The 22693-nt window shown below is 72.4% G+C and carries 13 protein-coding genes and 1 pseudogene; 5 read left to right on the top strand and 9 right to left on the bottom strand.

Features of this window, described 5'->3' with window-relative positions:
• Positions 1-416: 416 nt before the first annotated feature.
• Together ACIHAR_RS19515 and glpK are read left to right on the top strand one after the other, a co-directional pair.
• Entirely contained in the window at positions 417-1166 is a 750-nt protein-coding gene (locus ACIHAR_RS19515) for an MIP/aquaporin family protein (protein ID WP_400020628.1), read from the top strand.
• Positions 1167-1271: 105 nt separating this feature from the next.
• Entirely contained in the window at positions 1272-2789 is a 1518-nt protein-coding gene (gene glpK / locus ACIHAR_RS19510) for a glycerol kinase GlpK (protein ID WP_400020626.1), read from the top strand.
• A gap of 72 nt (positions 2790-2861) precedes the next feature.
• Here the strand turns inward: glpK and ACIHAR_RS19505 are convergent, their stop codons facing one another.
• The 5 genes and pseudogenes from ACIHAR_RS19505 to ACIHAR_RS19485 all read right to left on the bottom strand — a co-directional run bounded on the left by ACIHAR_RS19505 (position 2862) and on the right by ACIHAR_RS19485 (position 10843).
• On the bottom strand, positions 2862-3467 hold the full coding sequence (locus ACIHAR_RS19505) for an ATP/GTP-binding protein (RefSeq protein WP_365471634.1): 606 nt from the start codon (positions 3465-3467) through the stop codon (positions 2862-2864).
• A pseudogene (locus tag ACIHAR_RS19500) lies at positions 3448-7079 on the bottom strand (hydantoinase B/oxoprolinase family protein). Before ACIHAR_RS19500 ends, ACIHAR_RS19505 begins: the two are co-directional and overlap by 20 nt.
• A gap of 24 nt (positions 7080-7103) precedes the next feature.
• Entirely contained in the window at positions 7104-7499 is a 396-nt protein-coding gene (locus tag ACIHAR_RS19495; RefSeq protein ID WP_365471636.1) for a DUF742 domain-containing protein, read from the bottom strand.
• 9 nt (positions 7500-7508) lie between these two features.
• Positions 7509-7943 (bottom strand): roadblock/LC7 domain-containing protein, encoded by a 435-nt coding sequence (locus ACIHAR_RS19490; RefSeq protein ID WP_400020623.1) that lies wholly within the window; start codon positions 7941-7943, stop codon positions 7509-7511.
• Entirely contained in the window at positions 7940-10843 is a 2904-nt protein-coding gene (locus ACIHAR_RS19485) for a nitrate- and nitrite sensing domain-containing protein (protein ID WP_400020622.1), read from the bottom strand. The genes ACIHAR_RS19490 and ACIHAR_RS19485 overlap by 4 nt, the downstream gene beginning before the upstream one ends.
• Before the next feature lie 420 nt (positions 10844-11263).
• Between ACIHAR_RS19485 and ACIHAR_RS19480 the strand changes: the two genes are divergently transcribed.
• Positions 11264-11893 carry a hypothetical protein gene (locus ACIHAR_RS19480; RefSeq protein ID WP_365471645.1) on the top strand — a complete coding sequence of 210 codons (630 nt, stop codon included), beginning with the start codon at positions 11264-11266 and terminating at the stop codon, positions 11891-11893.
• A 204-nt stretch (positions 11894-12097) separates the two neighbouring features.
• Here the strand turns inward: ACIHAR_RS19480 and ACIHAR_RS19475 are convergent, their stop codons facing one another.
• The 4 genes from ACIHAR_RS19475 to ACIHAR_RS19460 form a co-directional block, all read right to left on the bottom strand.
• Positions 12098-16714 (bottom strand): hypothetical protein, encoded by a 4617-nt coding sequence (locus ACIHAR_RS19475; RefSeq protein WP_400020620.1) that lies wholly within the window; start codon positions 16712-16714, stop codon positions 12098-12100.
• A gap of 51 nt (positions 16715-16765) precedes the next feature.
• Positions 16766-17638: a hypothetical protein gene (locus ACIHAR_RS19470; RefSeq protein ID WP_400020619.1), complete on the bottom strand. Its 873-nt coding sequence runs from the start codon at positions 17636-17638 to the stop codon at positions 16766-16768.
• Positions 17639-17690: 52 nt separating this feature from the next.
• Complete coding sequence (locus ACIHAR_RS19465; protein WP_388752100.1) at positions 17691-19217, bottom strand: hypothetical protein; 1527 nt, start codon at positions 19215-19217, stop codon at positions 17691-17693.
• A gap of 247 nt (positions 19218-19464) precedes the next feature.
• Positions 19465-20172, bottom strand: coding sequence for a GntR family transcriptional regulator (locus ACIHAR_RS19460; RefSeq protein WP_365455210.1), 708 nt, complete (start codon positions 20170-20172; stop codon positions 19465-19467).
• A gap of 380 nt (positions 20173-20552) precedes the next feature.
• Here ACIHAR_RS19460 and ACIHAR_RS19455 point away from each other — a divergent pair, with 380 nt between their 5' ends.
• A complete protein-coding gene (locus tag ACIHAR_RS19455) occupies positions 20553-21854 on the top strand; it encodes an MFS transporter (protein WP_400020616.1) in 1302 nt (433 codons plus the stop codon).
• Positions 21851-22681 carry a putative hydro-lyase gene (locus tag ACIHAR_RS19450; RefSeq protein ID WP_365455216.1) on the top strand — a complete coding sequence of 277 codons (831 nt, stop codon included), beginning with the start codon at positions 21851-21853 and terminating at the stop codon, positions 22679-22681. The genes ACIHAR_RS19455 and ACIHAR_RS19450 overlap by 4 nt, the downstream gene beginning before the upstream one ends.
• Positions 22682-22693: the final 12 nt, after the last annotated feature.

Below are 22693 nucleotides of genomic sequence, written 5' to 3'. Positions count from 1 at the left end.
GAACACTCCAAGGTCGGTGAACGGTCCACTGAACGCACGCGCCCGTGACACGGATCAAGCGCACCCCGGGCGGGCGGAACGACCGCCCGGGGATCGCCCGTGCGGATGTCGACCGCCGCTCCGCCCGTCCTTCCTCAACCGTTGACGTCGCCCTCCTTGACGCTCCGTTGGCGCCGGTGAACACTTCCCGGTGTCAGCCGACATCGCCGTACATTCACGGCGTACCAGGCACTGCGCCACAAGGGCTCTCCGATCCGAGGTGCACTCCCCCACGGGCGATTCGGCTACGACGGCACGCTCGTCACGGACGCCGGGCGGGGCGCGGAACCTCCCTGCCTTGGCCGAAGCAGCCACGGGAACCGCACCCTGCACGCCGGCACCTGGGTCGATCACCCCGGGCCGGCCTAGGAGCCGCCATGAGCAACGGAGACATATTCGTCGGCGAGGTCATCGGAACCGCGATCCTCATCCTGTTCGGCGCGGGCGTCTGCGCCGCCGTCACCCTCAGATACTCCAAGGCCCGTGCCTCAGGGTGGGTCGTGATCGCCTTCGGGTGGGGGTTCGGCGTACTGGCCGGGGCCTACACCGCCGCACCGCTGTCCGGTGGGCATCTGAATCCGGCGGTCACGCTCGGGATCGCCGTCGACACGGGCGAGTGGGGCAAGGTCTGGGTCTATCTGCTGGGCCAGATCGTCGGCGCGATGCTCGGCGCCGTGCTCGCGTACCTCGTCTACCTCGCGCAGTTCCAGGCGAACGTACGGACGACCGGCACCACCGAGGGCACGGCGGAGGAGCCGACGCCCACGCTCGGCATCTTCTCGACCATCCCCGAGATCCGGAATCCGGTCGCCAACCTGATCACGGAGATCATCGCGACCGTCGCCCTCGTCCTGCCGATCCTCGCCTTCGGGCTGACGAAGGGGCTCGGGGAGTCCGGCACGCTGGTACTGATCGTGTCGCTGCTCGTCGTCGGCATCGGCCTCTCGCTCGGCGGCCCCACCGGATACGCCATCAACCCGGCGCGCGACCTCGGTCCGCGCATCGTCCACACCTTCCTGCCGATCCCCAACAAGGGCACCTCCGACTGGGGTTACGCCTGGATTCCGGTCGTGGGCCCGTTGATCGGCGGAGCACTCGCGGGCCTCCTCTACAACGCGGCCTTCTGAGCAGCACCCGAGCGCCACATCGGACCGGCGCGCGGCCGGCAGCGCCGGATCCCCCGCGGAGCGCAGCATCCGAGCAGCCTTCTTAACCCAGCCCAAGGGGTAGCCATGACGGACAACGCCGAGAAGTACGTCGCCGCAATCGACCAGGGCACCACCTCGAGCCGCTGCATCATCTTCGACCGGAACGGCGCGATCGTCGCGGTCGACCAGCGTGAGCACCGCCAGATCTTCCCCAAGCCCGGCTGGGTGGAGCACGACGCCACCGAGATCTGGTCCAAGGTGCAGGCGGTGGTGGCCGGGGCGATCGCCAAGGCAGGGCTGCGCGCGGAGCAGATCAGCGCGCTCGGCATCACCAACCAGCGTGAGACGACCGTGCTGTGGGACCGTGCCACGGGCAAGCCAGTGCACAACGCGATCGTGTGGCAGGACACCCGGACGGCCGCGCTCTGCAACGAACTGGGCGGCGCCGACGGGCAGGACCGCTTCCGTGAGCAGACCGGCCTGCCGTTGGCCAGCTACTTCTCCGGGCCCAAGGCGGCCTGGCTGCTCGACAGCGTGCCCGGGCTCAGGGTCCGCGCGGAGCGAGGCGAAATCGCCTTCGGCACCATCGACTCGTGGCTCATCTGGAACCTGACCGGCGGCGTGGACGGCGGCCGGCACGTGACCGATGTGACGAACGCCGGGCGCACCATGCTGATGAACCTGGAGACCCTCCAGTGGGACGCGTCCATCCTGTCGGCGATGAACGTGCCCGAGTCCGTCCTGCCCGAGATCAGGTCCTCCGCCGAGGTGTACGGCACCGCGGTGGGCCAGCTCTCCGGCGTGCCGGTCGCCTCGGCGCTGGGCGACCAGCAGGCAGCGGTGTTCGGTCAGGCCTGCTACGACGTCGGGACGGCGAAGAACACGTACGGGACCGGCAGCTTCCTGCTGCTGAACACCGGCAACCGGCCGGTGCCGTCGAAGAGCGGACTGCTGACGACGATGGGCTACAAGATCGGGGAGGAGGCGCCCGTCTACTGCCTGGAGGGTTCGATCGCCATAACGGGCGCGCTCGTGCAGTGGTTCCGGGACCAGCTCGGCATCATCCGCACGGCTGACGAGATCGAGACCCTGGCGGCGAGCGTCGACGACAACGGGGGCGCGTACATCGTGCCCGCCTTCTCCGGTCTGTTCGCGCCGTACTGGCGCTCCGACGCTCGGGGTGTCGTCACCGGGCTCACCCGGTACGTCACCAAGGGGCATCTCGCGCGCGCGGTGCTGGAGGCGACGAGCTGGCAGACGCGTGAGGTCGTGGACGCCATGTACCAGGACTCCGGGGTGCGGATCACGACCCTGAAGGTGGACGGCGGCATGACGAAGAACAACCTGCTCATGCAGCACCAGGCCGATGTGCTCGGGGTGCCGGTGATCCGGCCCCGGGTGTCGGAGACGACCTGCCTGGGCGCGGCGTACGCGGCCGGGCTGGCCACCGGTGTGTGGAACGACCTCGACGAGCTGAAGGCGCACTGGCAGAGGGACGCCGAGTGGACTCCGTCGATGGAGGCGTCCGTGCGGGACCGCAAGTACCACAACTGGCGCAGGGCCGTGGAGAAGAGCTTCGGCTGGGTGGAGGCCGACGGATAGGCGGACGCGCGTCCGTCTCCGTGTACCGCGGCCCGTACCCCTGTCGGCGGGGGTACGGGCCGTTTCCGTGGCTCAGGTGGTGACGGCGCGGCGGCGGTCGGCGCCGTAGTCCATGGCGTGCTGGACGACGCCGACCAGGACGTCCTTGACCGAGCCGCGGTCGCGGGCGTCGCACAGCAGCACGGGTACGGCGTCGTCGAGGTCGAGCGCCCGCCGGACGTCCTCGGCCGGGTAACGGGCCGCTCCTTCGAAGCAGTTGACGCCGACGAGGAACGGTATGGAGCGGCGCTCGAAGTAGTCGACGGCGGCGAAGCAGTCCTCCAGGCGGCGCGTGTCGGCGAGCACGACGGCGCCGAGCGCGCCCTCGGACAGCTCGTCCCACATGAACCAGAACCGTTCCTGGCCGGGCGTGCCGAACAGGTACAGCACCAGGTCCTCGCGCAGGGTGATGCGACCGAAGTCCATGGCGACGGTGGTGGTGTGTTTGCGTTCGACGCCCGTGGTGTCGTCCACCGGGCGGCCCGCCTCGGTGAGGAACTCCTCCGTGCGCAGCGGCCTGATCTCGCTGACGGCGCCGACGAGGGTGGTCTTGCCCACGCCGAAGCCGCCGGCCACCAGGATCTTGAGCGTGACGGGCTCGACCGGGGGCTTGCCGCGCTCAGAACGCCCGAAGATCATCGATCACTTCTCCTGCTGGGTGGTGGGCGGTGGGCCGTAGCCTCCGCCGCCGGGGGTTTCGATGACGAGGACGTCGTCGGGGCCGACGTCCACGGAGTCGCTGCCGCCGAGTTCGACGACGCTGCCGTCCGCACGTTCCACCCGGTTGGCGCCCAGCGCCCCCGGGTCGCCGCCGGCCATGCCGTACGGGGGGACCCTGCGGTGCTGGGACAGGGTGGAGACGGTCATGGGCTCCAGGAAGCGGATGCGGCGCACCGCGCCGTCCCCGCCGCGCCACCGTCCGGCGCCGCCGCTGCCGTGCCGGACGGCGAACTCGTCGAGCCGCACGGGAAGCCGCCATTCCAGGACCTCGGGGTCGGTCAGGCGGGAGTTGGTCATGTGGGTCTGGACGACGCTCGCGCCGGGGAAGCCGTCGCCGGCGCCGGATCCGGACGCGACGGTTTCGTAGTACTGGTGGCGTTCGTTGCCGAAGGTGACGTTGTTCATCGTGCCGGAGCCCTCGGCCTGGACGCGGAGGGCCGCGTAGAGGGCGCCGGTGATCGCCTGGGAGGTCTCGACGTTGCCCGCGACGACGGCGGCGGGGTGTTCCGGTGCGAGCATGGAGCCGCGCGGGACGATGATCGTCAGGGGGCGCAGGGAGCCGTCGTTGAGCGGGATGTCGTCGGCGATCAAGGTGCGGAAGACGTACAGGACGGCCGCGTTGACGACCGAGTACGGGGCGTTGAAGTTGGTCGCCTGCTGGGGTGAGGTGCCCGTGAAGTCGACGGTCGCGGAGCGGGCTTCGCGGTCCACGCGCACGCGTACCCGGATGACGGCGCCCGCGTCGGTCTCGTAGGCGTACTCGCCGTCGTCGAGGGCGTCGATGACACGGCGCACGGCTTCCTCGGCGTTGTCCTGGACGTGCCTCATGTACGCCTGCACGACGTCGAGCCCGAAGTCCTCGATCATGCGGGCGACTTCGTCGACGCCCTTCTGGTTGGCGGCGATCTGGGCGCGCAGGTCGGCGAGGTTGGTCGCCGGGTTGCGGGAGGGATGAGGGGCTTCGGTGAGGAGGCGGAGGGTCTCCTGCTCGCGGAAGCGGGCGTTCTCGGTGAGGAGCCAGTTGTCGAAGAGGACGCCCTCCTCGTCGATGGTGCGGCTCTCCGCGGGCATGGAGCCGGGGGCGATGCCGCCGATCTCGGCGTGGTGGCCTCGGGAGGCCACGTAGAAGAGGACCTCCGGGTCACGCTCCGTGTCCTTCGCGTCCTCGGTGTCGAAGACCGGTGTGATCACGGTGACGTCGGGCAGGTGGGTGCCGCCGTGGTAGGGGTCGTTGACCGCGTAGGTGTCCCCGGGGCGCATTCCGGAGCCGCTGCGGCGGATGACCTCCTTGACGCTGGTACCCATCGAGCCGAGGTGGACGGGGATGTGGGGGGCGTTGGCCACCAGGTTCCCGTCGGGATCGAAGAGGGCGCACGAGAAGTCGAGGCGTTCCTTGATGTTGACCGACTGGGCCGTGGACTCCAGGCGGGCGCCCATCTGTTCGGCGATGGACACGAACAGGTTGTTGAAGACCTCGAGGAGGACCGGGTCGGCTTCCGTGTCGGCTTCGGAACTCTGCGTGATCGCCGCGCGTTCCATGAGCAGATGCCCGTCGTCGGTCGCCGCGGCTTTCCAGCCCTCGTCGACGACGGTCGTCGCACTGGCCTCGGTGATGATCGCCGGGCCGGTGACGGTCACGCCGGGAGGGAGGTCCTCGCGGCGGTGGAGGGGTACGTCGCGCCAGGCGCCGCCGGTGTGGAGGCGGACGGTGTCGGGGTCGGCGCAGCGGCCCTCGTACGGGGCGAGGGCGGAGAGATCGGGGGGTTCGGTGATGCCGGTGGCTTCGACGGAGAGCGCTTCGACGACGATCGGGCGGTCGAGGGTGAAGGAGTACGTGGCGCGATGACGTTCTTCGAAGGCGTCTCTCATCGCGGTGGGCTCGGTCAGCTCGACGGTGAGGGTGGTGTCGGTGCCGTCGTAGCGGAGCTGGGCGCGCCGGGTGATGTGGATGCGGTCGCCGGGGATGTCCTCGGCGAGGAGTTCGGCGCGGGCCGCCGTCTCGAGGTGGTCGGCCGTCTTGCGGATGCCGGGCAGGGAGGCGGGCTCCAGGGGCGCCTCGACGGACTGTTCGCGCATGGCCGTGGTGTCGGCGAGGCCGATGCCGAGCGCGGACAGGACACCGGCCATGGGGGGTACCAGAACGGTGCGGATGCCGAGCGAGTCGGCGACCATGCACGCGTGCTGCCCGCCGGCACCACCGAACGTGGTGAGGGTGTAGCGGGTGACGTCGTGGCCCTTCTGGACGGAGATCCGCTTCACGGCGTTGGCGATGTTGACGACGGCGATCTGGAGGAATCCCTCGGCCACCTGCTCCGGCGTGCGGTGGTCGCCGGTCCTCTCGCGGATCTCGCGCGCGAGTGCGGTGAAGCGGTCACGGACGATCACCTCGTCGAGAGGCTGGTCGCCGTGCTTGCCGAACACCCGGGGGAAGCGGGCGGGTTGGATGCGGCCGAGCATCACGTTGGCGTCGGTGACGGTGAGCGGTCCGCCGCCCCGGTAGCAGGCCGGCCCCGGGTCCGCGCCGGCCGAGTCCGGTCCCACGCGGTAGCGGGAGCCGTCGAAGTGGAGGACGGATCCGCCACCGGCGGCGACGGTGTGGATGTCCAGCATGGGGGCGCGCAGCCTTACGCCCGCGATCCGCGTGGTGAAGACGCGTTCGTACGCACCCGCGAAGTGGGAGACGTCGGTGGAGGTGCCACCCATGTCGAAGCCGATGACCCGGTCGAAGCCGGCGCGCTGGGACATGCGGGCCATGCCGACGATGCCGCCCGCGGGACCGGACAGGACGGCGTCCTTCCCGCGGAACTGGTGGGCCTCGGCGAGCCCGCCGTTGGACTGCATGAACATCAGCCGCACACCGTGGAGCTCTTCGGCGACGTGCCGGACGTAGCGGCGCAGGACGGGCGACAGGTAGGCGTCGACCACGGCCGTGTCCCCACGCGGGACGAGTTTCATGAGCGGGCTGACCTCACTGGACAGCGAGATCTGCGGGAAGCCGATCCGGGCGGCCAGACGGCCCACCTCATGTTCGTGGGCGGGGTGGAGGTGGCTGTGCATACAGACGACGGCCACGGCCCGGATGCCGTCGTCGTACGCCTCCCGCAGCGGCCCGGAGAGGGCGTCCAGGTCGGGAGCGCGCAGGACCGTGCCGTCGGCGGCGATGCGCTCGTCCACCTCGACGACCCGCTCGTACAACAGCTCGGGGAGCTCGATACGGCGGGCGAAGATGTGGGGACGGTTCTGGTAGCCGATGCGCAGGGCGTCCCGGAAACCACGGGTGACGACGAGCAGGGTGCGCTCGCCCTTGCGTTCCAGGAGGGCGTTGGTGGCGACTGTCGTGCCCATGCGGACGGACTCGACGGATTCCGGTGCGTCTCCCAGCAGGGCCCGGACCCCGGCGACGGCCGCGTCGGCGTACCGCGCCGGGTTGTCGGACAGCAGCTTGTGGGTCAGCAGCCGGCCGTCGGGGCGGCGCGCGACGATGTCGGTGAAGGTGCCGCCCCGGTCCACCCAGAACTGCCAGCCGGTCACGTCCTCACCCCGCTTCCGCGCCGCTCACAGCGCTCGGAGGCCGTTGATCACGTCGCGCAGAATACTCTCGTCCGGCAGTTCCGCCGGGGGTACGGGCCGGTTCACGTGGACGAGTGCGGAGTCCACGAGGTCCCCGACGAGGACCCGGACCACACCGATGGGCAGATCGAGTTCGGCGGCGAGTTCGGCGACCGACTGCGGGGCGTCACGGCAGAGATCCACGATGTCCACGTGTTCCGGGGACAGCGAGGGGTCCGCTTCCGGGTCGCCCGCGTGGGGCTCGGCGACGACCACCGCGATCAGGTCGAGACGGTGCTGGACCGCACTGGTGGTGCGGCCGCGTGTCATGGCGTACGGACGGACGACCGGTCCGGCCTCGTCGTCGAACCAGTGCCTGTTCCCCTGACCGTCTGTGCTCATGCCATCCCACTACCCGCCCGAGGGCAGATCGGTGCGCGGAGCGGTGCCCAGATGTGCGCCGACCCGCTTCACCAGGAGCGTCATCTCGTACGCCACCAGTCCGACGTCCGAGTCGGCGTCCGCGAGGACGGCGAGGCAGCTGCCGTCGCCGGCGGCGGTGACGAACAGGAACGCCTCGTCGAGTTCGACGACGGTCTGCCGGACGCTGCCGGCGTCGAAATGGCGGCCGACGCCCTTGGCGAGGCTGTGGAAACCGGAGGCGACGGCGGCCAGGTGCTCGCTGTCCTCACGGCTCAGGTCCCTGGACACCCCCGTCGGCAGGCCGTCGCCGGAGAGCACGACAGCCTTGCGGATGCTGGCGACGCGGCCGACGAGTTCGTCGAGGAGCCAGTTCAGTTCGCCGTTGCCGGTCGTGATGTGGCCGGTCGCCTTCGGTGCGGTCATCGACCGTCCCCCTTTGTCGTTCCCTGTGGTGCTGTGCCGCTGTGGGCGTCTTCGCCCGCGGCGTTCTCCGCGCGGCCGCGCTGCCAGCCGCGCTGGAGCGAGGCCATGCGGTTGCGTACTTCGTCGGCGTCCCGGTCCACGGGGTCCGAGCGGTCCTCGGCGCCCGGGGCCGGGCCCTGTCGCAGCTGTGGCGCCAGATTCGCCTGCCGCACGCGCCGGGGCAGGGCACCGGTGCCGGAGCCCGTGTCATGAGGCCCGGTTCCGGGCTTGCCGAGGGAGTCCTCGGGGCGGCCCTGCGCCGTGTCCGCGGGGCGGTGGCGCATGGTGTCCGATCGCTCGCCAGGGTCGTCCGGGCCGCTCGTCAGGGCTGCGGTCTGCCCGGACCGCCGGGGAAGGGCGGATGGCCGGGACGGCTCGTCGGCGCCGTGACCGGGGTGCTCGGCGGCGTCGGCGCGTCGCGGAAAGTGTGCCGTCGCCCCGCGCCGGCGCGACGGCAGGGGCGCCGGGGCGTCGCCCTCCGCCCTGCGTGCCCCGGCTCGCGAGGGGGAGTCCTCGCCCGCCTCCGCGCGGCGGGATCGCTGATCGGTCACCGGGCGGCCGTGGGAGCTGACCAGCTTGGGCGTCCGGCGGCTCGGCAGCGGTACCGGAGCGGCCGGGTCGCGGTGAGCGGTCCGGTCCGGTTCGCCGTGGGTTGTGTCGGGAAGCCGGCGGTGCGGTTCGGCTGCGCCGGCGGCCGGCGTGTCGTCCGTACGGCCGGCGGAGCGGCGTGGGCGGAACAGGCCGCCCCGTTCGTCCTCCTCGTCGCTCAGGGGGGCCGGGAAGTCACCGAGGGAGTCCAGGTCGACGGGGGCTTCCAGCTCGACCGGGCCGTCCAGCAGCGCGGCGGGCATTCCGGGGAGCGGCGCCGGCACGTGGGCGAGCGCGGACCTGCGGTTCTCCGCGGACTCGCTCTCCTTGGCGGGCCTGGGACGGTCGAGGCGGAAGCCGATGCCGTTGGTGTCGGGGACGTCGTCGGTGAGCAGCGCGTCGGGGATGAAGATGACGGCGGTCGTGCCCCCGTACGGGGAGGGCTGCAGGGAGACCCTGACGTTCTGCCGCTGGGCGAGCCGGCTGACCACGAACAGCCCGAGCCGGTCGGTGTCGGACAGCTCGAACTCCGGGGTCTCGGCGAGCCGGAGGTTGGCTTCGAGGAGCGCTTCGGGCGCCATACCGAGGCCGCGGTCGTGGATCTCCAGGGTGAACCCGTTGGCGACCCGGTCGCCCAGGACCTGGACGGCGGTGTGCGGCGGGGAGAACACCGTGGCGTTCTCCAGCAGTTCGGCCACCAGGTGGGTGAGGTCGGCGACGGCCGGTCCTGTGACGGCGACGCGCGGCAGGCGGCGGACCTCGATGCGTTCGTAGTCCTCCACCTCGGCGACCGCGGCGCGCACGATGTCCATGAGCTGGATGGGCTTGCGCCACTGCCTCGAGGGAGCGGCTCCGGAGAGGATCACCAGGCCCTCGGCGTGCCGGCGCATGCGGGTCGTGAGGTGGTCGAGCCGGAAGAGGTCGGCGAGTTCCTCGGTGTCGTCGGTGCGGCGCTCCATGGTGTCGAGCAGGGTCAGCTGCTTGTGCAGCAGGACCTGGCTGCGGCGGGCGAGGTTGACGAACACCTCCGAGACGCCGGAGCGCAGCTCGGCCTGCTTGACGGCGGCTTCGACGGCGGCGCGCTGCAGGGTGTTGAGGGCCTGGCCGACCTCGCCCATCTCGTTCTTGTCGTACTCGAGGCGCGGGACCTCGGTCTCGACGTCGACCTGCTCTCCCGCGGAGAGGCGGCGCATGACGCTGGGGAGGCGGACGGCGGACGCCTCGTGGGCCTCGACCCGCAGTTGGCGCAGGTCACGGATGAGGCCACGGCCGATGCGGACGGACAGGAAGAGGGAGACGAGCAGCGCGATCAGGCCGAGGACGCCGGCAACGACGGCCTTGACGATGACCTCGATCGCCACCGGCCGCACACGGTCCTGGTAGCGGTCGTTGGCCTGCTCGTCGAGGGTGCCGAGTTCGTCGAGGACGTTGGCGGCCGCGGTGTCCCAGGTCCGCGCGGTGACGCCCCGGGGCATGTCGCCGGGGGTGGCGGAGACGACGGCCTGTTCCGCTGTGCGCAGGGGGGCGGTGGTGGCGTTCTTCCAGAAGCTCTCGTAGCGTTCGCGCTCCGCGACGGGCAGTTGGGCGAGGCCGATGTCGTAGACCACGTTCCGCTGGGCCTCGAGGTCGGAGACGGCGCGGATCTCGTCGTGCGTGAGCCGGCCCACGACCAGGGCGGAGCCGAGCAGGGCGTCCTCCCGGGAGAGAAGTTCGCGGGCGCGGGCGACGCTGACGAGAGCCCGGTACTGCTTGTCCATCTCCACGCTGTCGACCACGTCCAGCTTGGCCAGCAGGGCGTAGCAGGGGTCGATCAGACGGTTGTAGAGGTCCAGGGCCTGCGCCCGGTTCACGGTGCCCTCTTCGACGCTGCGTCGCAAGGAGTCCAGGCCGTCGAAGGCGTCGAGGACCGCGGTAACGCCCTCGCCGTCGTCCTGGTCCAGCAGGTCGCGTACTTCGGGGTCCTCGGCGTTCTTGCGGAGCTCCGCGAGGGCCTCGTCCGTGGTGGTCCGGGTGCGGCGCAGCGCGGAGAGCGCGTCGGAGGCGCGGGGGTCGGCGAGGTGGACCAGGGTCTGGCGGCGTTCCTGCTGGACGACGCGGACGGTGTCCTCGATGGGGTAGCCGATCTTCTCCACGACGTGCGACACGGTGAACAGACGGTTGGCCTCTCGCCCCGTCAGCACCGTGGCGAATCCCCAGATGGCGGTCAGCGACACCAGCGGCACGAGAAGCAGCGCCACGATCTTCCGGCGGATGGACTTCCCGCGAAAGCGCATGGCCTCCCCCAGCTCGGACCCCCACCGGCAGGGGGTACGCATGTGCGTCAACAAACGTCGCGAGCCTACTACCGACGCAAAGTTAACTCGAAGAGCCGTCCGGAAGCCGACCGCCCGTATCGACGCCGGAACGGGGGGAGTTGTCCGGTCATTGCGGGAGATTGCCTCCCCGGATTCGCACTGCCGAGCGGGGGCGGATCGGGTCGGCGCCGGCGGCGAGTTGGCCAGAATTTTTCGAAAAGAGGGAATCTTCGACGGCCGTTGTGCGTCCTACTCATTGGGAAGAGGGGGCGGAATCGGCCACAGGAGCCGCAAGCCGCACCCGGGCGGCGTAAAAGAGCGCAAGCCGGGCAGCCACTGGGGAGCCGGTTCTTCGAACCGGCGGCAAGCTGTTTGCCGGCGGTGGGGAGTGACACCTTGATGGGCACGGCGGAGCGGCGCGAGGCGCCCGAGGACGGCGTGGTTGCGCGGGGAACCGCGCTGCGGGAGGCCGAGGCGCCGGAGGCACTGGATCGTGGCATTCCGGCGAGCCGGCGCGGGCGGGCGGACGTGCACGACGTCCCGGCGGCCGCGGCGCCGGGTCGAGCAGCCTCGAGTGCCGGGCGGGCGGACGCGGTCGACGGCAGTGGTGCGCGCGGCGCGGAAGAAGAGCGGCCGGCCTATCGGCCGTTGTGGGTCGAGGAGCCCGCGCGTCGGCCCAGGCTGCCCGACCCCGTCCGTACGGCGGCGGTGCGCGCGGTGCTCATCATCGCCCTGACGCTGCTCCAGGCCATGGTCGCCTTCCTGTGCACCCTGGCCGGCTCCTGGCTGGCCTTCCCGATGGTGATCAGCAGTGTGGTCAGCACGGTGGTGGCCACGTGGGGCGTGCTGGACGTCTGGGTGACCCGCCAGGTGTGGAAGCAGCGGCACGGTGTCGTGTCGACCCCGAGCAGCACCGCGCGTGCCCTGCGGCGGGAGCGGCGCCGTGTCCGTCGGCAGACGCGGGCGACCGAGCGTGCCCAGGAGCGGATACGCCGACGGGGCGGCGCCGGGCAGTTGTCCCACTCGTGAGGCAGGCGTGAGGCACGTCTCCCGCGGGCGTCCGGGGAGGACCCGCGGCCGTGCTGAGCGGCGCGGGGAACTGCGCCGGAGCTGTCGAGGCGTCGTCCCGCGCCGGTCCCGAGCGGTCGGTTCGTCCCACCTGCCTCAGCAGCAGCGGGACGACACGCGCGGCAGGCGGCCAGGGCGGATCCGCAGTTCCCCCCTGCCGCACGTCTAGGGGGCGCTCGGGGCCGGTCGCTTGTACATTCTCGTCGCCGTGATCTCGCTGTGCACGGCCTCCCCCGCCTGGGGCTGCTGTGGCAGGCCGGGGCGGAGGTGTTCCTCCACGCTGATGTACTTCAGGCCCGCCCGCAGGTCGGCGTCGTTGCGCAGCCGGATGACCAGGGGGAACTCAGCGAGAGCCGTGGTGTCGAACAGACCGGTGGTGTAGAGGAGCTGGACGCCGAGGGCGTCCGAAACCGCCCGCTGGAGTTCCAGCAGGTAGGTGGCGTTGGCGCGCCCGATGGGGTTGTCGAGGAAGAGCGTGCCGGCGTGACGGTGCTTGTCCCGGCCCCGGTCGTTGCTCCGGAGGGCGGCCATCGTGCAGTACAGGGCGATGGCCGCGGTGAGCAGCTGGCCGCCGGAGAACACGTCGCCCATCTGCCCGACGGGCACCCGCTCCGCGCGCAGCACCGCGTCCGGCTTGAGGATCTCCACGGCGACGCCCTTTGGCTGGAGGGCGGCCGCCACGCCTCGCAGCAGCAGGGACATGCCGTCGCGGCGCAGGTCGGAGTTCTTCTTCACGGCCGCGCGGGTCGCCTCGTCGATGACCTCGCCGAGCCGCTCGATGAGGGTGGCCTGATCGGGCTCCTCGAACCGGATGCGCAGGAACTCCTGCCCGGACCACTCGCCGAGCCCCTCGGGCAGGCGGGACAGCCGCTGGGCGGAGCGCAGGGTGGCGAGCGCCGACTCCACGAGTCCTCGCAGGCGGTCCACGATCGAGTCGCGGTTGCGTTCCAGCTGCTCCAACTCGTCCGTGAGCACACGGAGCCGGGGCGCGAAGGCGTCCGCCCACTTCTGGGCGTGCTCGGGCAGGGCGGAGGCGGGCAGCTCGCGGATCTGCTGCCGCGCCGGAGTGCGGACCTGCTCGTAGCGGGTGGAGTTGGCGTGCCGCACCAGCACGTCACTCGCTTCCCGTACGGCGGCCTCGGCGGCGGACAGGTCGGCGGCGCAGCCGCGTAGCGAGCGGCGGGCCTCGGCGGCGGACTGGCGGGCCTCCTCCAGGTCGCCGGGGTAGGGCTCCGGCTGCTCCTCGTCCTCCTCGGCGGTGTGCTCGCGCAGCAGGTCCCGCAGCATCGCGGCGATCTCGTCGAAGCCGCCGGCCGCGTCCTCGGCGGCCCGGTGCGCCTCGAGGAGTTCGGCGTGCGCTTCGCGGGCCTGGTTCAACGCTTCGGTGCGGGAGACCAGTTCACCCGTGGCGGTGCGCAGCAGTGCCTGCGCGTGCTCGGCGTCGCGCGGGACGAGGTCCTCGGGCAGTTCGGTGTGGACCTCGCCGTCCTCGGGGGCGTGCCGTTCGGCCTCGCCGCGGAGCCGGCCGAGCTGCTCGCTGGCGCTGGACATGCGGGTTTCCAGGAGCTGCACCAGCTCCTCCGCGCGCGCGGCGGCGGCCTGGCGGGACGGCCCGTCGGAGCCGTCCGGCGACTGGAGCAGTTGCTCCGCGCGCGTGCGGACCTTGTTGCTGAGCCGGTCCAGCTCGGCGCGCGCCGCGCTCTCGTCGCTCTCCGCCCGGGCCTGCTCGGCCCGCAGATCGGCGCCGACACCGACCTTCTCGTACACCTGGGAGGCAGCCCGGTAGGCCTCCCGCAGGGCGGGCAGGGACGCCTTGGGCGCCGCCGCGTCCTCCTCGGGCACGCCGTCGGGGGCGCCGGCGATCTCGGAGCGCTCGGCACGCAGCGCACGCGCGGTGCGGCGGGCGTCGTCGGCGGCGCGCTGGGCGGCGCGGCGGTCCTCGTCGGCGGCGCGGGCCCGCTCCAGGCAGGCCTGTGCGCGGGCCTCCGACTCGGTGGCCTCGTCGGCGAGTTCGCGCAGTTTGACCTGCCAGCCGGCGCGCTCGCGCAGCCGGAAGGCGAGACCGGCGAGGGCATCGGCGGCGCGCCGGGCCTTCTGCGCCGCCTCCTGCCGCTCGTCGCGTACCTGCGCGGCCTCGGCGGCGGCCTCGTCGGCCTCCGCGCGGACGGTGCGCGCCTCGGCCAGCTCGGCCTCGGACTCCTCGGCGAAGGAGCGCGCTTCGCGGGCGGCCTCGGCCAGTTCGACCAGCCGTCCCGCCGGGCAGCCCGTACGCCAGGAGGCGAGGCGCGCGGCCAGCTCGCGGTCCTTGCCGAGCCGGGCGGCGAGCCGCCTGATCTCGTCGTCCCGCTCGGTGGCACGCGCGCGCAGCGCCTGCCGCTCCTCGTCGGCGGCGTGCTCGTCGTGCATGGCCGGGTTCGGCGGCACGAGGAAGACGTCCCCGGTGTCGGCCTCGGGTGCGGGGGTCGGGGCGAGCAGGGCGGCGGCGGTGCCGACCGCGACGGCGGACCTCGGCAGCAGGGCGGCTTCGCTGAGCGCCTCGCGCGCCCGTGCGTGTGAGCCGGGGTCGGTGATGATCACTCCGTCGACCAGCTCCGGGCGGGCGGCGAGCACGCGCGCGTGGTCGGCGGGGTCGACGGCCTGGGCGAGGTAGCGCCAGCCGGGCAGCGCGGGGATGCCGTGCTCGCCCAGGTACTCGACGGTGGCCAGCACGTCGGGGCCGGGCGGCAGGAGTCCGCCGTCGCCGAGCGCGCCCAGGATGCGGGAGTCGTCGGCGGCGGCGGTGCGCAGCTCGAAGAGTTGCCGTTCGGCGGAGGAGACGGCGTCGTCGAGGAGTTCGCGCAGCTCGTCGGCGTAGCGGTCCAGGTCCTCGGGGGTCAGGCCGGCGCCGTCGCGCTCCCCCTCCTGGCGGGGCTGCGGGATGATCCGGCGCGGTGTGCCGCCCGTCAGGCCCAGCAACTCCGCCAGCCGCTCCTCGCCGGCCAGTGACTCGGCGATGCGCCGTTCGGCCTCGTAGGAGCGGTGCGCTGCCGTGGCCGCGTCGGCCGCGCGGGCGGCGGTCAGTTCGGCGCGGGACTCCGTGGAGGCCGCCTCGCGCGCGTGCTCGGTGGCCCTGCGGGACGCCTCACGGGCGGTGTCCCAGGCGGCGACGGCGGTCTTCTCCGCGTCGCTGGCGGCGAGCGCCGCGCGTGCGGGGTCGGCGTCGGGGGCGCTGTCGTCGAGCCAGCCGGCACGCACGGCCTCGGCGGTCTCCTGCTCGACCTCGGTGAGGCGCTGGCGCAGGTGCCCGGCCTCGCTGCGGGCGCGCTGCGCCTCGGTGGCGGCGGAGGTGGAGTCCCGGTACGCGGACTCGCTGACCTCCTGGAGTGCGGCGGAGCGCTCCTCCTCCTCGTCGGCGAGGGTCTCCGCGCTCGCGGCGGCGGCGTGCAGGGCCCGGACGAGGTCGACGGCGGCCTTGGCACGGGCGGCGAGCGCGGGGGCGGCGTCCCGCTCGGCCTCCTGGATCGCGGCGGACACGCGCGCGACCCGGTCGGCGGCGGCGCGGTGGCGCAGCACGGCCTCCGCGGCCTGCCAGGCGGAGTGCAGGGTGCGCGCGTCGGCGAGCTCCCGTTTCTGGGCGGCGGCGGACTTCTCGGCGGCGGCGAGCGCGAGGGAGGCGTGCCGGAAGGCGAGTTCGGCGGCGATCAGCGCGCTGCGCTCGCGTGCCCCCTCGGAGTGGGTGACAGCGTAGGCGGCGGCCGTGACCCGCTGGGCGAGGTCCGCGGCCCGCGCTCGCTCCTGGACGCCTCGCGCGGACAGCCTGCGGGCCAGGGTGCGGGTGCGCCGCTCGGCGGCGGCGTGGACCTCACGCGCGCGTGCCCGGGTGTCGGCGGCCTCCACGATCCGCCCGAGCAGGTCCACCGATCCGGCGGTGAAGTCGCGTTCGGCGATCAGTTCGGCGCGTCGGCCCAGCTTGTTCCCGAAGCCGCTGACGAGGTCGGCGAGGCCGTCGGTGTCCCGCGTGTCGGTCACCGCGCGCAGCAGCAGGTCGGTGAAGTCGGAGTCCTTCTTGACCGCGAAGAGGCCGGCGGCCTCGCCCTCGTCGGCGTTCATCTCCCGCTGGTAGCGGAAGAGTTCGGGGTCGAGGCCCAGGTCGCCGAGGTGCTCGATCCAGCGGTCGTGGATCTCCTCCCAGTGCACCTCCAGGTGCGGGTACGCCTTTCCGGCCTCGGTGAGGGCGTCCCGGAACCCCTTCATGGTCCGCCGCCGCCCCTGTGCTCCCGACTGCCCTTCGACGGGCGGCCGTACGGCGGTGGACTCGGCGACGGGGAGGTTGTCCAGGGTGAGCCCGGGTCCGGGCCGGAAGGAGTACCAGGCCTCCGCGAACTTCCGCGGGTCGTTGGAGACCTGCCGCCCGCGCCACTCGCTCACCTTGCCGACGACCACGCACTCGCCGGTCAGCACGTGCTGCCACTCCAGCGCGACGTGCCCGCAGTCGTCGGCGAGCAGGAACTTGCGCAGCACGCCGGAGCTGGCGCCGCCGAGGGTGTTGCGGTGACCCGGCAGCATCACGGAGAAGATCAGCTTGAGCAGGACGGACTTGCCGCCGCCGTTCTCCAAAAAGAGCACGCCGGCGGGCGCGGGCCGGCGCGGGGGGCCGACGGGCTCCTCCTCGAAGAACTCCGCCTGTGTGGGGGCGGGGTCGGGCACGACGTCACCCACGCCCCGCAGGTCAAGCACGGTGTCGGCGTAGCGCGCACCGGCAGGCCCGATGGAGTAGAGGCGGACCCGGGACAGCTCGTACATGGCGGACTCTCGTAAGTCTTCGGCAGATCGGTGGGGGGAGGATCCGAGTCCTCAGGAGTGGAACGGCAGCCCGGCGTCGGCCACCAGCTCGTCGGTCTCGTCGGCGGGCAGCAGTGTCGGCGTGCCGTCGGTGACCGGGACGACGCCCAGTTCGAGCAGCTCGGCCATGGCGGCGCTGCCCGCCATGTCGCGCACCTGGAGCTGGTAGCGGGCCGTCGTCCGGTAGGTTCCGCCGTTGTCGTCGCCGGTGCGCTGCAGGAACCCGGAGTCGGTGAGGAACGCGACGGCCTTGCCGACGATGCCCGTCGTGGAGCCGGCGAGTCTGCGCGCGTCCTTGGTGGCGCCGGTGGCGCTGCGCCTGGCCCAGATCCGCCAGGCGGCCTCCAGCCCGGGCGCGTCACTGGCCGGGTCCGTGTTCTCGCCCTGCTCCTCCGCCCGCTCCTCCAGCCGGCGGCAGGCCTGCCGTACGAAGGCGTCGACGCCGTTGACGCTGACCCGTCCGATGTAGCCGTCGTCGGCCAAATCTTCGGGCCGCGGGAAGGCGAGGGCGGCGACGGCGAGGTGCGCCAGCCCGTGCAGGAAGCGGTCCCCGGAGTCGGCGGAGGTACGACGCGCGTAGTCCCCCATGCGCACGGCGAAGACGGAGTCCTCGGCGGCGGTCACGGCCATGCCCGCGCGCGGGGACACCTCCAGCACAATCAGCCCGAGCCCGGTCGCGACGGCGTCGGCGAGCCGGGCGAACGCCGGGTCCTCGCGGTAGCGCCGCAGCAGTTCCGTGTACTCCTGGTCACGCGCGGGCTGCAGCTTGGGCTGGAGCCCGAAGGCGACGAGCCGCGCCGCGTCGGCGGCGTCGGCGGGGGTGACGGCGGCGTGCGCCGACGGGGCGGGGGCCTCCGTCTCGCTCCACTCGACGTGCTCGGTCACGGTCTCGGCTCCTTGGTGCGGTGGTGTGCGTCCGTACGGTTCTCGGTCCGGCTCATGCTGCTTCTGTCCGGTCGGCGGCCATCCCCGCCGCGTCCAGCAGGGCGGTCCCCACTATCAGGTCGGCTCCGCCGAACTCGGGATCGTCGAGCTCCGTGCCGTCGTCCACCGCGAACAGCAGCTTCTCCTCGCCCTGCCGATAGGCGGTCCCGACGGCGGGACTGGCCGCGTGGACCGCCAGCAGCGCGACCAGGTACGGCAGATCGGGGTCGGTCCGCCGCGCCTGCGCCAGCAGTCCCGACAGCCTCCGCGGCGCGTCCGCCGGCAGGTCCAGCAGCTCCATGGCGGCCGCCAGCTGCTCCTCGCTGAACCGGCTGTCGTCCGGTGTCGCGATGAGGTCGGGTTCCGGCATCTCCGCCCCGAGGTGCTCGCGCTCCACCGGCGGCGTCAGCAGCAGGTCGACGAGGTCTCCGACCCGCACGGACACCGGCGTGCGCAGCCCGGTACCGCGCGCGAAGAAGGCGTCGGTGACCCGCACGGCCTCGCCGACGGGCAGCGGGAGCACGGGTGCGACGAGATGCCCGTACAGGTCTATGCCCGACGTCGTCATGGGGGTGGCGAAGGCCTGCCGGTCCTGTTCGGCCCGGAAGAGCGGGCCGGCCTCCAGGAGCCGGGACTGCAGCTGCGTGTGCCGGCGGATGCAGTCCTTGACGATGTCGACGAGCTCGGCGGCCCGCCGCTTGTGCTCGGGGTCCTCGGACTCGTCGCGGGCCTTGCGGATGTTGGTGAGGATCGCGTTCTCGTGGCGGTAGCGGTCGGCCACGTGGTCGAGGGCCTCGGCGATCATGTCGGGCACGGCGTTGAGCCAGTCCACCGCGCGGACGTTGCGCCGGGTCGCCTCCAGGGCGCGGCGCAGCGTCTCGGAGTACTGCACGGTGCGGTAACGGGCCTGTTCGGCGGCGAGTTGGGCGTCGGCGAGGCGGCCGCGGCGGATGAGGACCTCGAGCTTGACCTCGGCCGCGATCTGCGCGCTGGTGACGTCGGTGTCGAGGGCGCCGACCAGGACGTTGACGGCTTCGTCGGTCGTGCGGAGGTAGACGGCGCCGCCGTACCCGGGGACCTCCTCGACCAGCTTGAAGTCGTAGTCGCGGCGCACATAGGTGCCGTCCGGCGCGAAGGTGCCGTACACGGCGCGGAAGCCCCGGTCGACGCTGCCGACGTTGATCAGGTTCTCCAGGACCCAGCGGGCCACGCGCCCGTGCTCCTCGGCGGGCCTCTGCGGGGCCTGCGCGGCGATGCGCGGGATGAGGCGGGCCACGATCTGGTCGTGGTCGGCGCCGGTGTCGAAGTCCATGTTCAGGGTGACGAGGTCGATGGCGGCGAGGGCGATCTCCGCCATGCCGTACACCGAGTACTCACCGGCGAGGTTGGCCTTGCGTGCGTCGAGGTCGTGGATCGGGGCGGTGCACGCGAGCGCGCGCAGCCGCCGCGCCAGCCCCTCGTCGGCGGCCGGGCCCTGGGCAGGGCGCGGCCCCGCGCTGAGCTGGGGCGGAACACGGTCCGTCGATGCAGGCGAAGTCACGGTGCACAGACTAGGTCCTCGGTCTGACAACGACCCAAACGGCGCCGATCGGCTCCCCGCCGGCGGCGCCGGGCACGGCGGATCCCCGTCGGGGTGCGCGCCCCCGTGGCCGGTCGCGCCTCCATGGCCGGTCGTCCCCCTGGCCGGTCCCCCCGGCCGGTCGCGCCCCTGGCCGGTCGCGCCCCCGTGGCCGCTCACGCCCGCGCGGCGGGAGCGCACGGGTCGCTGCCCGCGCCGGGAACGCGCGTCAGACGGCGCCCGCCGCGTCCTCCCCGACCCGTCGCCGGTACACCTCGACCACCCGCTCCAGTGAGTCGTCCAGGTACACGGCGAGCAGCTTCTCCGCCTCCGCCCTGTCCCCCGCCTGGAGCGCCTGGAGAATCTGCCGGTTGCGCGCGAGGTAGGGCTCGTGCAGCCGGCGCGGGTCGTCGACGACGTGGAAGGCGAGACGCAGTTCGGCGAAGACGCTGCGCATCAGCTCGTCGGTGCGGTCGCTGCGCGCGAGGGCGACCAGCTCCCGGTGGAAGTGGATGTTGGCCGTGCCCAGCGCTTTCCAGTCACCTTCACGGGCCGCCCGCTGCCCCTCGCCGACGGCCTCGGCGAGACCGTCGAGCCCGTACGGCGGCTCCCCCAGCCCTCGTACGACGGCGCACTCGACCAGCGCGCGCGTGCGGTAGATGTCCTCGACGTCCTCGACGGTCAGGACCCGCACGAACACACCCCGGTTGAGTTCGTGGACGAGCAGACGCTCGTGCGTGAGCAGCCGGAACGCCTCGCGCAGGGTGTTGCGGGAGACGCCGAGCGCGCCACCGATGCTGTCCTCCGACAGCCGTGTCCCGGGCGGGAAGAAGCCCTCGGCGATACGGCTCCTGAGGATGTCCGAGACCCGCTCGGCCGTGCTGGTACGGCCCAGGAGGGCGCGGTCGTCGGCCAGTCCCGCCAGGTGCTCTGCCATGCCCGGAATTCAACCGCAGACACGAGAACGAAACAACGGGGGTATTGAAGGATCGTTCAACGATCCTCTACCTTGCTGCGTACCTTGCTCCGCTCAGCACCGCTTACTCCGCGCACAACTCCCGCCCGGCACCGCCCTTGTTCAGGCACAGCGCTCGCCCAGCACCGCCCTTGTCCGGCGCAACTCCCGCCCGGATCACCGTTGTTGTTCAGCACAGCGCTCACCCAGCACAGCCACCGCTCAGCACCGTCACCGCTCCACCGCTCAGCACAACGTCACCGTCTACCGCTCAGCACCGTCACCGCTCCACCGCTCAGCACCGCTCCCGCACGGCACGGCTCAACCCCAGCACCCTCCGTCATCCCTCTGCGAGGTGCCCCATGAGCACGACCCCTCCACCGCAGGCCCCGACCACCGACAAGCGCCCCGCCACCGCCGAACACGCCGCCGACGACGGGGCGTTCGCCTGGCTTCGGGCGCTCGGCCCGCGCGGCCGCCGCGCCTTCGCCGGCGCGTTCGGCGGCTATGCGCTCGACTCCTACGACTACTTCACGCTGCCCCTGAGCATGGTCGCGCTGGCGGCGTACTTCGGCCTGGACAGCGGTCAGACGGGCCTGTTCACCACCGTCACGCTGGTCGCCTCCGCGGTCGGCGGCGCCGTCGCCGGTGTGCTGGCCGACCGGATCGGCCGGGTCAGGGCCCTGATGATCACGGTGGTCACGTACGCCGTCTTCACGGTCGCCTGCGGCTTCGCGCCGACCTACGAGACGCTGCTGCTCTTCCGCGCGCTGCAGGGCCTCGGCTTCGGCGGTGAGTGGGCGGTCGGCGCGATCCTGGTCGCCGAGTACGCGAGTGCGCGGCACCGGGGCCGCACCCTCGGTGTGATCCAGAGCTCGTGGGCCGTCGGCTGGGGACTGGCGGCGATCATGTACACGCTGGTCTTCTCGGTGTTCGGCGACGACGTGGCCTGGCGGGTGATGTTCTGGACCGGCGCCCTGCCCGCGCTGCTGGTGGTGTGGATGCGGCGCCGCGTGCAGGACGCGCCGACGGCGGTCGCGGCGCGCGAGCACAGTGCGGAGAAGGGCTCGTTCCGGGCGATCTTCCGTGGCCGCCTGCTGCGCACGACGGTGTTCGCGGGTCTGCTCTCCACCGGCGTCCAGGGCGGCTACTACACGCTGGCGACCTGGGTGCCGACGTACCTGAAGACGGAGCGCGGCCTGTCGGTGGTCAACACGGGCGGCTACCTGACGCTCCTGATCTCGGGCGCCTTCCTCGGCTACCTGACCGGCGGCCACCTCACCGACCGCCTGGGCCGGCGCCGCAACATCTGGCTGTTCGCCCTGTTGTCGGCGGTGTGCATCCTGGCGTACGCGAACATCCCGAGCGGCGCCGACACCCTGCTGCTCGTGCTCGGCTTCCCGCTCGGGTTCTGCATGTCGGCGATCTTCAGCGGCTTCGGGTCGTTCCTGAGCGAGCTGTACCCGACGGCGGTGCGCGGCACGGGTCAGGGCTTCACGTACAACACGGGCCGGGCTGTGGGCGCCGTCTTCCCCACCACGGTCGGGTTCCTGGCCGACAGCTGGGGTGTGGGCGGCGCGCTGGTCTTCGGCGCGATCGGTTACGGCCTCGCGGCCCTGGCACTGCTGGGGCTGCCGGAGACACGCGGGAAGGAACTGGAGTGAAGCACCCGACCTTCGTGGAAGACCGCCCGCTCACCCTCGTCGACGAGCACGCGCGCGCGTGGAGCCCGAAAACCGCCCGCTCCCGCTTCCGTGACGGCCTGACCGGCCCCACGGCCGGGGTCGCGGCGGGCCACACCCAGGCCAACCTGATCTCGGTCCCCGCGGACTGGGCGTACGACATGCTGCTGTTCTGCCAGCGCAACCCGAAGCCCTGCCCGGTCCTCGACGTCACCGACGCCGGCTCGTGGACCACCGTGCTGGCCGAGGGCGCCGACCTGCGCACCGACCTGCCGCGCTACCGGGTGTGGCAGGACGGGGAGCTGGTGGACGAGCCGACGGACGTGCGCGCGTACTGGCGCGAGGACCTGGTGACGTTCCTGCTCGGGTGCAGCTTCACCTTCGAGTGGGCGCTGTCCGAGGCGGGCGTCCCGATCCGCCACGTCGAGCAGGGACGCAACGTCCCCATGTACGTGACGGACCGTCAGTGCCGTCCGGCGGGGCGCCTGCACGGGCCGATGGTGGTGTCCATGCGTCCGGTGCCGCCGGAGCACCTGGCGGCGGCGATCCGGGAGAGCAGTCTGCTCCCGGCGGTGCACGGCAGCCCCGTACACTGCGGCGATCCGTCGGGGCTGGGCATCGACGACCTCGGCCGCCCCGACTTCGGCGATCCGGTGGTCGCCGAACCGGACGACATCCCGGTGTTCTGGGCCTGCGGTGTGACCCCGCAGGCCGCGGTGACGGCCTCGCGCCCGCCGTTCGCCCTCACCCACGCCCCGGGGCAGATGTTCCTCACCGACGCCCGCGACGAGCAGTACCGCGTGGCCTGACAAGGAGACACG

It is taken from the genome of Streptomyces sp. NPDC052016, assembly GCF_044548445.1.
GTDB lineage: Bacteria > Actinomycetota > Actinomycetes > Streptomycetales > Streptomycetaceae > Streptomyces.
The sequence above is the reverse complement of the archived record's forward strand: the minus strand, read 5'-3'. Positions and strand labels throughout refer to the sequence as shown.

Coding starts and splice junctions, on each gene's coding strand:
- ACIHAR_RS19515 (WP_400020628.1), top strand. CDS start 417: ATGAGCAACGGAGACATATTCGTCGGCGAGGTCATCGGAACCGCGATC.
- glpK (WP_400020626.1), top strand. CDS start 1,272: ATGACGGACAACGCCGAGAAGTACGTCGCCGCAATCGACCAGGGCACC.
- ACIHAR_RS19505 (WP_365471634.1), bottom strand. CDS start 3,467: ATGATCTTCGGGCGTTCTGAGCGCGGCAAGCCCCCGGTCGAGCCCGTC.
- ACIHAR_RS19495 (WP_365471636.1), bottom strand. CDS start 7,499: ATGAGCACAGACGGTCAGGGGAACAGGCACTGGTTCGACGACGAGGCC.
- ACIHAR_RS19490 (WP_400020623.1), bottom strand. CDS start 7,943: ATGACCGCACCGAAGGCGACCGGCCACATCACGACCGGCAACGGCGAA.
- ACIHAR_RS19485 (WP_400020622.1), bottom strand. CDS start 10,843: ATGCGCTTTCGCGGGAAGTCCATCCGCCGGAAGATCGTGGCGCTGCTT.
- ACIHAR_RS19480 (WP_365471645.1), top strand. CDS start 11,264: ATGGGCACGGCGGAGCGGCGCGAGGCGCCCGAGGACGGCGTGGTTGCG.
- ACIHAR_RS19475 (WP_400020620.1), bottom strand. CDS start 16,714: ATGTACGAGCTGTCCCGGGTCCGCCTCTACTCCATCGGGCCTGCCGGT.
- ACIHAR_RS19460 (WP_365455210.1), bottom strand. CDS start 20,172: ATGGCAGAGCACCTGGCGGGACTGGCCGACGACCGCGCCCTCCTGGGC.
- ACIHAR_RS19455 (WP_400020616.1), top strand. CDS start 20,553: ATGAGCACGACCCCTCCACCGCAGGCCCCGACCACCGACAAGCGCCCC.